This window comes from Ensifer sp. Root423 (genome assembly GCF_001426275.1).
GTDB lineage: Bacteria > Pseudomonadota > Alphaproteobacteria > Rhizobiales > Rhizobiaceae > Ensifer > Ensifer adhaerens.
Genome location: NZ_LMEG01000036.1, coordinates 1 through 10,590, shown reverse-complemented (window position 1 = coordinate 10,590; position 10,590 = coordinate 1). Strand labels below are relative to the sequence as shown.

Annotated in this window: 11 protein-coding genes and 1 tRNA gene; 5 read left to right on the top strand and 7 right to left on the bottom strand. The window is 61.9% G+C overall.

Translation table 11 applies throughout. The features are described 5' to 3' along the window. The first annotated feature begins 248 nt into the window (after nucleotides 1-248). The gene (locus ASD01_RS25285) at nucleotides 249-1,205 is read left to right on the top strand and encodes a phosphoribosylaminoimidazolesuccinocarboxamide synthase (RefSeq protein WP_177235797.1); all 957 of its coding nucleotides are present in this window, start codon (nucleotides 249-251) and stop codon (nucleotides 1,203-1,205) included. Between the two features lie 32 nt (nucleotides 1,206-1,237). Here the strand turns inward: ASD01_RS25285 and ASD01_RS25280 are convergent, their stop codons facing one another. Genes ASD01_RS25280 through metG form a run of 3 tightly spaced genes read right to left on the bottom strand, consistent with a single transcriptional unit; the run spans nucleotide 1,238 to nucleotide 4,418 of the window. Next, nucleotides 1,238-2,071 carry an MBL fold metallo-hydrolase gene (locus tag ASD01_RS25280; RefSeq protein ID WP_034803481.1) on the bottom strand — a complete coding sequence of 278 codons (834 nt, stop codon included), beginning with the start codon at nucleotides 2,069-2,071 and terminating at the stop codon, nucleotides 1,238-1,240. 1 nt (nucleotide 2,072) lies between these two features. Continuing rightward, nucleotides 2,073-2,852, bottom strand: coding sequence for a TatD family hydrolase (locus ASD01_RS25275; RefSeq protein ID WP_034803483.1), 780 nt, complete (start codon nucleotides 2,850-2,852; stop codon nucleotides 2,073-2,075). Between the two features lie 12 nt (nucleotides 2,853-2,864). Beyond that, nucleotides 2,865-4,418, bottom strand: coding sequence for a methionine--tRNA ligase (metG, locus tag ASD01_RS25270; protein WP_034803485.1), 1,554 nt, complete (start codon nucleotides 4,416-4,418; stop codon nucleotides 2,865-2,867). 176 nt (nucleotides 4,419-4,594) lie between these two features. Here metG and ASD01_RS25265 point away from each other — a divergent pair, with 176 nt between their 5' ends. Next, nucleotides 4,595-4,900: a nucleoside triphosphate pyrophosphohydrolase family protein gene (locus ASD01_RS25265; RefSeq protein WP_034803487.1), complete on the top strand. Its 306-nt coding sequence runs from the start codon at nucleotides 4,595-4,597 to the stop codon at nucleotides 4,898-4,900. On the opposite strand, the gene ASD01_RS25260 is transcribed toward ASD01_RS25265, so the two are convergent. From ASD01_RS25260 to ASD01_RS25245, 4 genes are all read right to left on the bottom strand, one after another. Beyond that, nucleotides 4,895-5,923, bottom strand: coding sequence for a DNA polymerase III subunit delta' (locus tag ASD01_RS25260; RefSeq protein WP_034803488.1), 1,029 nt, complete (start codon nucleotides 5,921-5,923; stop codon nucleotides 4,895-4,897). The two genes, ASD01_RS25265 and ASD01_RS25260, sit on opposite strands and share 6 nt — an antisense overlap. Continuing rightward, the gene (gene tmk, locus ASD01_RS25255) at nucleotides 5,920-6,621 is read right to left on the bottom strand and encodes a dTMP kinase (protein ID WP_034803490.1); all 702 of its coding nucleotides are present in this window, start codon (nucleotides 6,619-6,621) and stop codon (nucleotides 5,920-5,922) included. The genes ASD01_RS25260 and tmk overlap by 4 nt, the downstream gene beginning before the upstream one ends. Before the next feature lie 83 nt (nucleotides 6,622-6,704). Continuing rightward, complete coding sequence (locus ASD01_RS25250) at nucleotides 6,705-7,865, bottom strand: D-alanyl-D-alanine carboxypeptidase family protein (protein WP_034803492.1); 1,161 nt, start codon at nucleotides 7,863-7,865, stop codon at nucleotides 6,705-6,707. A 63-nt stretch (nucleotides 7,866-7,928) separates the two neighbouring features. After that, nucleotides 7,929-8,963, bottom strand: coding sequence for a septal ring lytic transglycosylase RlpA family protein (locus ASD01_RS25245; RefSeq protein ID WP_034803494.1), 1,035 nt, complete (start codon nucleotides 8,961-8,963; stop codon nucleotides 7,929-7,931). Between the two features lie 311 nt (nucleotides 8,964-9,274). On the opposite strand from ASD01_RS25245, the gene ASD01_RS25240 reads away from it, so the two are divergent. The 3 genes from ASD01_RS25240 to ASD01_RS25230 all read left to right on the top strand — a co-directional run. Then, nucleotides 9,275-9,364, top strand: a tRNA-Ser gene (locus ASD01_RS25240). Between the two features lie 98 nt (nucleotides 9,365-9,462). After that, the gene (locus ASD01_RS25235) at nucleotides 9,463-10,128 is read left to right on the top strand and encodes a CBS domain-containing protein (protein ID WP_034803496.1); all 666 of its coding nucleotides are present in this window, start codon (nucleotides 9,463-9,465) and stop codon (nucleotides 10,126-10,128) included. A 202-nt stretch (nucleotides 10,129-10,330) separates the two neighbouring features. Then, a partial coding sequence (locus ASD01_RS25230; RefSeq protein ID WP_458574507.1) for a phosphoketolase family protein occupies nucleotides 10,331-10,590 on the top strand: 260 nt, incomplete at its 3' end.

Below are 10,590 nucleotides of genomic sequence, written 5' to 3'. Positions count from 1 at the left end.
CGCAATCAATCCCATCCGCAATCTCCCAGGTCATCAAAACCCGGGGAGAGTGACATTCCAACTTTGCAGGATCAGGACACTTTAACTTTGCGGCTACATGCAAAGATCACATAAGATAGATTATGGAACTAATGTATATGCCGGAAAGCATGGATTGCGGCTGAACGTTGCCTTGGCGAGCTTGACCCGGCCTTTCCAGCCTGCTTAGCGTTCCCGAACCAAACACCTCATTTTCAAGGCCAGATGTGATGAGCGAATTGCGCGTTCTTTCAGATGCTTTCATTCCGGAACTGCCAAACCGCTACAAAGGCAAAGTTCGCGAAAACTACGACCTGCCCGATGGCCACCGCATCATCATCGCGACGGACCGCCTCAGCGCCTTCGACGTCATCCTGACGTCGATCCCGAACAAGGGTCACGTGCTGACGCAGACGGCGCGCTACTGGTTCGAGGAAACCGCCGACATCTGCCCGAACCATGTGGTCAGCTATCCGGACCCCAATGTCGTCATCGGCAAGCGGCTCGACATCCTGCCGGTCGAGGTCGTCGTGCGCGGTTATCTCGCCGGAACGACCAGCACCTCGATCCTGACGAAATACCGCAACGGCGAGCGCGAGATGTACGGCATCACCCTGCCGGACGGAATGCGCGACAATGAGAAGCTTCCCCAGGCAATTATCACGCCCACCAGCAAGGCTTTCGACGGCGGCCATGACGAGCCGCTTTCGGTCGAAGCGATCCTCGAGCAAGGACTGCTGACGAAGGAACAGCTCGATACCGTCTGGCAATATGCGCTTGCGCTGTTTGCCCGCGGTCAAGAGCGCGCCGCCGAACGCGGCCTGATCCTCGTCGACACCAAATACGAGTTTGGAACCGACGAAAACGGCACGATCATTCTCGCCGACGAGATCCACACACCCGACAGCAGCCGCTACTGGATCGCCGACAGCTACCAGGAAAGCTTCGAGCGCGGCGAACGTCCCAGGAGTTTCGACAAGGATTTCGTCCGTGCCTGGGTCACTGCGCGCTGCGATCCCTACAAGGATCCGATCCCGGAAATTCCACTTGATCTCATCGAGCAGACCTCGGCAGTCTATATCGAAGCCTTCGAAAAGATCACCGGCCAGCGCTTCGTTCCGGATCTGTCGGGTGCGACGGTTCTGGATCGCATTCGCGCCAACCTGACGGCATATTTCTCGAAATAAATCAGTATATTAGAGATTTATTCTAATCTGATTTAGGCGCCGAGCGTAGGATCATCGACATCGAATTCGAGCCGCATCAGGTCGTATGCCGGTTCGATATGATCAGGCGTCTCGCCTTGCACCGTGTCGTAATCCAGCGGCACGTGCATGTGTGTCAGCACCGCCCGCTTCGGCTTGAGGCGCTCGATCCAGCCGAGCGATTGCACCAGCGACAGATGGCTCGGGTGGAACTTGTACTGCAGCGTATCGATCACCAGCAGATCGAGGTCGCCGAGCTTGGCAATGGTCTCGGCCGGAAAATCGCTGACATCGCTGCAATAGGCAAAGTCGCCGATGCGGAAGCCCAGAGAATGAATATTGCCGTGAAACTGCATCAGCGGCCGGAACGCGATCGGCCCGCCGGCGCCTGATATCACCACCGGCGACAGATCATCGGCAATGATGTGCGGCTCGACGATCGGTGGATAGCCGCTGCCTGGCGGTGATTCCAGGCAATAACCAAACCCCTCGCGAATACGGCCCATCGTATAGGCATCGGCCCAGATCGGCACCCGTCTGCGGTTTTCGATGACGTAACCGCGCAAGTCGTCGATCCCGTGCAGATGGTCGGCATGGGAATGGGTATAGATCACCGCATCGATGTGGCGCACGTCCGTTGCGACCATCTGCGCACGAAAATCCGGCCCGGTGTCGATGACGACGGTCGTCTTGCCGCCGTCGGGCGCGATTTGCTCGACGAGCAAGGCCGCGCGCATGCGCCGGTTTTTCGGATTGTCAGGATTGCAGGCGCCCCAGTCCCCGGTAATGCGCGGCACGCCTGGTGACGAGCCGCAGCCGAGGATGGTGAAAGTGCGCCGGAACGCCACGTCAGAGCCTCGGCATCTTGGAGAAGACGCGGAAGGCATTCTCCGTGGTGATCCTTGCAATCTCCTCAGTGGTCACGCCGATCGTCTCGGCAAGCACGGCTGCCGTATGGGCAACGTAAGCCGGCTCGTTGCGCTTGCCGCGGAACGGCTTCGGCGCGAGGTACGGCGCGTCGGTTTCGACGATCATCCGGTCATGCGGCACGGTCTTGGCGATTTCACGCAGCTCTTCGGATTTCGGGAAAGTCAGGATGCCCGAAAAGGACACGTAGCCGCCGAGCTCCACGCCGACACGGGCGAGCTCCGGACCGGAAGAGAAGCAGTGCAGAAGGAAAGGGAAGGCCCCCTTCCCGGTTTCCTCGGTCAGGATCGCCGCCATGTCCTCATCGGCCGAGCGGCTGTGAATGACGAGCGGCAGGCCGGTCTCGCGGGCCGCCGCAATGTGACGACGCAGGCCCTCGACCTGGGCCTCGCGCGGCGCATTGTCATAGAAGTAATCAAGACCCGCCTCGCCGATCGCCACCACCTTCGGATGGGCCGAAAGCCGCACGAGATCCTCGGTGGTGATATCAAGCTCCTCGTCGGCGTTGTGCGGATGGGTGCCGACGGAACAGAAGACGTTCGGATAGGCCTCGGCGATCGCAAGGATCGTCTCGAACCGCTTCACGCGGGTCGAGATCGTGATCATCTGCCCGACACCGGCCTCGCGCGCCCGCGCGACGATTGCGTCGCGCTCCGCTTCGAAATCGGGGAAGTCCAGATGGCAATGGGTATCGATCAGCATGCTCAAGATGCCTTACTGCGCTTCGGGTGCCACATAGCGCGGGAAGACCGGCTTCGGCGCCTCGAGCGGCGTGCCCGAGGCGAGACGTCCGGCCTCGCCGAGCGCTGCGAAGTCGCGCTTGTCGGCGGGTGCAGCCACCAGGTCGAGCAGCTTCGCCGAGGATTCCGGCATGAACGGCTGAAGCAGGATTGCGATCTGGCGCACGACTTCGGCCGTCACGTAAAGCACTGTGCCCATGCGCGCTGGATCGGTCTTTTTCAGCGCCCAGGGCTCCTGGCCGGCGAAGTAGCGGTCGGTCTCGGAGACGACGGCGATGATCGCCGCCAGCGCCCGGTGGATCATCTGCTTACCCATCTCGTCGCGCGTGATCTCGTGCAGCGCGTCGGCGGCGGCCAGCATCGCTTTGTCTTCGTCGGTCAGGGGGCCGCACACGGGCACCTGGCCGTCGCAGTTCTTGACGATCATCGACAGCGAGCGGCTCGCCAGGTTGCCGATGCCGTTGGCAAGGTCGGAATTGATGCGGGTCGCGATCCCTTCCTCGCTATAGCTGCCGTCCTGGCCGAACGACACCTCGCGCAGGAAGAAATAGCGGATCTGGTCGAGACCGAAATGCTCGACGAGGTTGAACGGGTCGACGACGTTGCCGAGCGACTTCGACATCTTCTCGCCCTTGTTGAGCAGGAAGCCGTGCGCGAAGACGCGCTTGGGCAGCGGCAGGCCGGCCGACATCAGGAACGCCGGCCAATAGACCGCGTGGAAGCGGATAATGTCCTTGCCGATCACATGGATGTTCGCTGGCCAGAACTTGGCGCGCGGGCCCTTGGGATCGTCGAGATAACCGGTCGCGGTGATGTAGTTCGTCAGCGCGTCGACCCAGACATACATGACATGCGCCGGATCGTTCGGCACCTTGATGCCCCAGTCGAAGGTGGTGCGCGAAACCGAGAGGTCCTTGAGGCCGGACTTCACGAAGGAGATCACTTCGTTGCGGCGCTCGGCCGGGCCGATGAAATCCGGATTCTCTTCGTAGTGCTTCAGCAGCTTGTCCTGGTATTCGGACAGCTTGAAGAAGTAGCTCTGCTCCTCGACCCACTCGACCGGCGTCCCCTGCGGGCCGTAGCGCACGCCGTCGGCGCGCAGCTCGGTCTCGTTCTCCTGATAATAGGCTTCGTCGCGCACCGAATACCAGCCGGCGTAGGAGTCCTTGTAGAGGTCGCCCGCCTCGCCCATGCGGATCCAGATGTCCTGCGACGCCTGATGGTGGCGCTGCTCGGTCGTGCGGATGAAATCGTCGTTGGACGCGTTCAGGGCCACGGCCATCTTCTGGAATTCGGCCGAATTGCGGTCGGCAAGTTCCTGCGGCGTCACGCCTTCCTTGCGCGCCGTCTGCTGCATCTTCTGCCCGTGCTCGTCCGTGCCGGTCAGGAAGAAAACCTCACGTCCGTCGAGGCGCTGGTAGCGCGCCATGGCATCCGTCGCGATCAGTTCATAGGCATGGCCGATGTGCGGCTTGCCGTTCGGGTAGGAAATCGCTGTCGTGATGTAGAAGGGGGACGTGTCTCTCATAGGCGGATTCGATCTATCTCGGATTAAGCTACGCACGCTCTTAGCGCATACGCTGTTAGGAAGAAACATGCGATCCATGAAAAGCCCGGCCGAAGCGGCCGCCGCCACCGCCCTCCTCCTTGCGCGCCCCGCGTGCAAGATTTAGAACAAACAGGAAACAAATGAAGGGGTGAGTCGTGCTGGATCAACTTGGCAGCCAATTTGAAACCGCGTCGGCCGGCTATGCCGCCGCGCACGGGATCGAGCGCGACCCCGACTGGTTCATTTTGAAGATGCAGGAGGAAATGGGGGAACTGACCCAGGCCTGGAACAAGCTGAGCGGTCGCGGGCGGTCCCAGGGGAAATCGCCGGACGACCTCCGGGCACAGATGGCCGACGAGACCGCAGACCTTCTTGGGCACGTCCTGCTCTTCGCGCAACACCACAAGCTGGACCTCCAGGCGGCGATCGAGCGAAAATGGCGTTTTCAGCCGGCGCTATAGCGCCGCTTTCATATCGTCGAGCAGCGACAGAATGGTCTGCTTTCGGTCGAGATTATAGGCATCGCTGACCGTCAGTCGCTCGGTCACGGAGGCTGACAGTCGGGCGAAGCGTTCGGCGCGCATGATATCGCCCGAAACGGCCGCCTCCCGCGCCTCGCGCATGATGCGATCGCTGGCAAGGGCCTGGAAGAAATCGAAGATCGTTTCGCTGTCCTTGCCGGCGAGGGCATCGGCGAGCTTGTGCATGTTTTTCCGGACAGACGGTCCCTGCCCTGCAAGGATGCCCTCGAAGGTTGCCGCGATTTCCAGTCCGCCATAGTTGATCAGCTTCAGCGCCTCGGCGACGCTGCCGCTGGCGGCTGCGATGATGCGCCCGGCATTCTCGCCCTCGAGATCGAAACCGAGATGGGCCAATGCCTGGCCGAGCGGTGCTGCGTCGAGCGGCTTCAGTCGCAGCGGCAGGCAGCGCGAGCGGATCGTCGGCAGCAGTTTTCCGGGTGCATGCGTCAGCACCAGGAACAGCGAGCGGCGCGGCGGTTCCTCGAGGATCTTCAGGATGGCGTTGGCCGCATTGCGATTGAGATCGTCGGCCGGATCGATGATGACGATGCGCCAATTGCCCGTGCCGGAGGTCTGGCTGAAGAACTTGCCCGCGCGCCGGACCTCGTCGACGGTGATCGCCCCCTTCGCCCTTCCCGTCTTTTCATCGATCGGGCGGGCCAGGTGCAGGAGATTGTGTGAGGCGCCGGAGGCAAGCTGCCTGCCGATCGCAGAGGTCGGGTCCGGGTCGGCAAGCGTTTCAGGCGCATCGGCCGGTTCAGGATTTTTTAGGATGTGATGGGCAAAGCGGAAGGCAAGCGTCGCCTTGCCGATCCCTTCCGGCCCTTCGATCAGGATCGCGTGGTGCCCCTTGCCGGAGCGATAGCTCTGCGCCAGGAAGGCTTCCGCCTGCTCATGGCCGAACAGGCGATTGTTCTCAGCGGGCGCAATGGCGCCATCAAGGACCCCGGCTCTTTCGCTCATGACACGGCTTCCTCGGCGGACGTGTCCGTGCCGTCGCCATGCGGCAGAAGTGCTTCGACAAGCGAAAGCACCTCGGCGGCGATGGCCTCAACCGGCTGCGTCGCATCCACCACCCGGCACCGCTCGGAATCGCGTCTGGCAATGTCGAGAAAGGCGTCGCGCCGCTTCTCGTGGGTCTCTAGCTGTTCCTTTTCGAAACGATCGGGATTGTCGTCGCCGGCGCGGCGTTGCGCCCGCTCGAGGCCGACGCTGGCGGGCAGGTCGAAGATCACGGTGCGGTCCGGCACGACACCGTCGATTGCTACCCGCTCCAGGCTTTCGACGAAGCTTTGTTCGAGATTGCCGGTGATGCCCTGGTAGACGCGCGAAGAATCCATGAAGCGGTCGCAAAGCACGATAATGCCCTTGTCGAGCGATGGCCGGATGACCTCCTCGACATGGTCGCTGCGGGCTGCGGCAAAGAGAATCGCCTCCATCCGCACTCCGAAGGATTCCGCAGCCCCCGAAAGCAGCACGTGACGCACCGCCTCGGCGCCGGGAGAACCACCCGGCTCGCGCGTCGTCAGTACCTCGTAGCCGCGGGCGCGCAGGGAATCGGCTAGCAGGCGGAGCTGCGTCGACTTGCCGGCACCTTCCCCGCCTTCGAATGTTACGAATAGACCTTTTTTCAGCGACACCATGCTTTCCCGTATCGGCATGCGATTTGGCCCTGTTTAGCCGATTGGTCCTCCGGGCGAAACCGTCAGGTGACGATTTGGAGAGGCATTCCAGTGAGCGCGGCTCAGAGCCAGAAGAAAAGCAGTTCCTGCAGGGCGTCGACCGCGCGGCTCGTCAGGGTTCCCTGCCCCACCGCGCCGGCCGTCTTGACCGGGACCTCGCGCAACAGTTTCTCGCCGTTCCACAGCTTGACGACGCCGACTTCCGTGCCGGCCGTCACCGGCGCCCGCAAGGGCCACTTGTAGACGATGCGCGCCGTCAGCCGCTCGGGATTGTTGACCGGCAGCAGCACGTCGACCGGACCACCGGCCACCAACGCGACGTGAGACGCGTCGCCGCCATAGACGGCCGCCTCGCCGATCGATTCTCCGTCGGCGAAGATCCGCTTCTTCTCGAAGGCGGTCATCGCCCAGTCGAGAACCTTGCGGCTCTCCTCGATGCGTTCCTTGTCGGTTTCAAGGCCGCCCATCGCGAGATAAACGCGGCGGTCACCGCGTTGCAGCGACGCGGCGAGCGAAAAGCCGAAACCTTCGGCAAAGCCCGTTGCCAGGCCGTCCACGCCGATATTGGCGGAGATCAGCGGGTTCTTGTTGCGTTGGAGGATCTTGTTCCATTCGAATTCCGGCTGCGAATAGAGCCGGTAGAGATCGGGATGCGCTTCGTGCAGGTGGCGGACGAGCGTCACCAGTTCGCTCATTGTGATCTTGTTGCCGGGATCGGGCAGCCCGGTCGCGTTGCGGAAGGTCGCGACCGGCATGCCGAGTTCGCGCGCGCGCGCCGTCATGCGCTCGGCAAATGCACCTTCGCTGCCGGTCATGCCCTCGGCGAGAATGATGCAGGCGTCGTTGGCCAGCTGAACGGCCACGCCCTGCAGGAGATCGGCGACCCGGATGCGCGACTTCAGAGCGGCAAACATCGTCGAGGTGCCGGCCGGCGCGCCGCCGGTCCGCCACGCATGCTCCGATACGTCGTAGAGGGTTTCGGGCGAGACTTCGCCCTTGCCGAGCGCCTCGGCGACGACCTCCATGGTCATCAGCTTGGCAAGCGAGGCTGGCGGGATCGGGTCGTTTTCGGCACGCGAGAAAAGCACCGTGCCGGTTTCTGCATCGACCAGCAGGATCTGCTTTGCCTTGGTGTCGAAGGCGGGTGCCGGCGTTTGCGCGAATGCGGCGCCGGCAAACAACGCAAGGCCAAGGAAAGCGGCCGAAAGCATCTTCATGCGCATGGGAAACTCCGGTTTCCCCTCGGGCATAGCAGCGTGGTCATTTTGGCACAACGCCGAGAACTGTTAACGGGCCGAACCGTTCGTTTTCTGGCGCTTGGCGTAGTCGACGATGACTTGCGGCGTTAGCTGCTTCTTGTCGACCATGATCGCTTCGAAGGGCGATTCGGCGTCGCTGACGCGAACTTCGTAATAGGCAGCCGCATAGGCCATGTTGCCGTCGGGCATCGGAATGTACTCCGGCCGCTCGCGCGGGATCGGGCCGATTTCCGGCAGCATGACGAATTCGTTGAACGACGCCGGCTGCTGGGCAAACTGCGGCACGGGCGCGGCCATCGCGGTGACCGGTTCGCTGACGTCGAGCGACGCCTTGGCCGGCACGGTGATGGTGCCGAGGCTTTGCTTGCGGAACGGTTCGTTCGAGGCAACCATCACGCCGGTTGCAATCTGCCCTTCGGGCATGATGCTCGGGCCGCGCTGGCCCTTCTCGACATAGGACGCCATGAGGTAAGGCATGTCGTTACCTTCGAGCGGTGCGCGGCCGACATATTGCACCTTCACCTGTGCGCTGCCCTTGCGCTTGATGTCGAGCAGGTCTGCCGTTTTCGAGGAAACGTCGATGATGCGGCCGTATTCGTAGGGGCCGCGATCGTTGACGCGCACGATGACCGAGGTGCCGTTTTCCATGTTGGTGACGCGGGCGTAGCTCGGCAGCGGAAACGTCGGATGGGCGGCCGACAGATGCGCCTTGTCGTAGACTTCGCCGTTGGCGGTCAGGCGTCCGTGGAAGGCGGAGCCGTACCAGGATGCCATACCCGTCTTGTTATAGCCGAAGTCTTCCTTGGGCTGGTACCACTTGCCCTTGACCTGATAGGCCTTGCCGACCTGAAAGCGTCCGCCGCCCTTCGGGATTTTGTTGCCGGTGGCAACGCGCGGGCTCGCCTTTACGCCATAGACGGATTCAGGAAAGTACTCCTTGCTCCGCGCAGTTTTCTTGACATTCGACGTGGAGCCGCAGGCGGCAAGCGTTACGCACAGTGCCGGGATCGCCGCAAGGCGCAGTCCCTTGACCAGATATGCCGCATTTTTATTGGAGGTCATCTGTCCCACAACATCGATCGATAAAGCCGTACTCGAAACCTGCCGCTTACCCCCAGCGGAAATCTCGACGTCCCGAAACGGAACAGGTGTGTATTCATGACATCATCAAGGCAAAAATGCGAACTCATCCACAGGCCGGCTCCGCATTTCGTGAGTTATGGTTTACGGCTGGTTAACGTGATCGGGCCCGGCGCCTGCTCTTCAAAGCGGTCGAGAAAATCTTGCAGCGACGCATGTTAATTCTTGCAAAGCGCCAAGGCTTCGCGCAATAACGCCGTGCCCGGCACGCAGTCGCGCGGTGCTTCAGGCAAGGACAGGTGGCCGAGTGGTTTAAGGCTCTGGTCTTGAAAACCAGCGTACGGGAAACCGTACCGTGGGTTCGAATCCCACCCTGTCCGCCATTTCCCTTTTCTCCACCCATTAGTTGTCGAACCGACGAGATGGGACTACCTTACGAAGCGAAATGACGGTGCCAAGTCCTTTGGGGAGCGGGATCGACATGCGCGTTAAAGATGTAATGACGACGTCGGTCGTCAAGCTGTCCCCTGACAACAGCGTCAGGCAGGCAGCCCGGATCATGCTCGACAATCATGTCAGTGGCCTTCCCGTGGTCGACGGTGATGGAGCCCTGGTGGGCGTCATCAGCGAAGGCGACCTCATTCGCCGGAGCGAGCTTGGCGGCGGCATTCCGGTCGCCGACCCGGCCGGGGCCGCGGACGAGCGGGCGAGCGCCTATGTGCGCCGATCCTCCTGGAGGGTCGGTGATGCCATGACGGCCAATCCCGTGACCATCGATGAGGATGCCTCGGTCGCGCGCGTCGCGTCTCTGATGCGGGAGCGCGGCATCAAGCGTGTACCGGTGCTTAGAAACGGCCTTGTTGTCGGTATCGTCAGTCGCGCCGATCTGCTGCAGGCGATCTTGTCCGCAAAGCAAGACGAGACGGCGGCCGGCGACGAAGCCATCCGGCGCAGTATCCTGGTGCGCATCGGCGAAAATACCGGTCTTGAAGGCCTGGACATAAAGGTCGCCGTGACCGACGGCATCGTGCACCTCTGGGGCAACGTGGATACCGCCGATTGCCGTAAGGCGGCCCGCATCCTCGCTGAGAACGTGCGCGGCGTTCGCGGCGTGGTCGAGCACTACGCCGAGCCCTATCCGCAATAAGATATGCGTCGAGACCGCCGCGGCATGTGTCCGCGGCGCTGCAAGCGTATTCCTGCTGCTGTCGTTCCAACTTCAAGCGTTCCACCATCCTGCCCGCCGAAAAAACAGCAACGACCGTAGCGAATTCGAGAGACTGCGATGGCTTGCGCGACGGCAAGCTGGAGGGAATTTCAGCATAGGTCCTTTTGACCGGGAGGCTCAGATGGTTTCGCCTGAAACAGCATCGATGAAAGAGACGGCATCCGGAAAATCAGCAGCACCGTTGTCGGCCGACGAACTCCGCCTGATGGACGCCTATTGGCGCGCTTCGAACTATCTGTCGGTCGGGCAGATCTATCTGCTCGACAATCCGCTTCTGCGCGAACCGCTGAAGCGCGAGCACATCAAGCCGCGCCTGCTCGGCCATTGGGGCACGTCGCCGGGCCTCAACATGCTCTACGTGCATCTCAATCGCGTCATCAA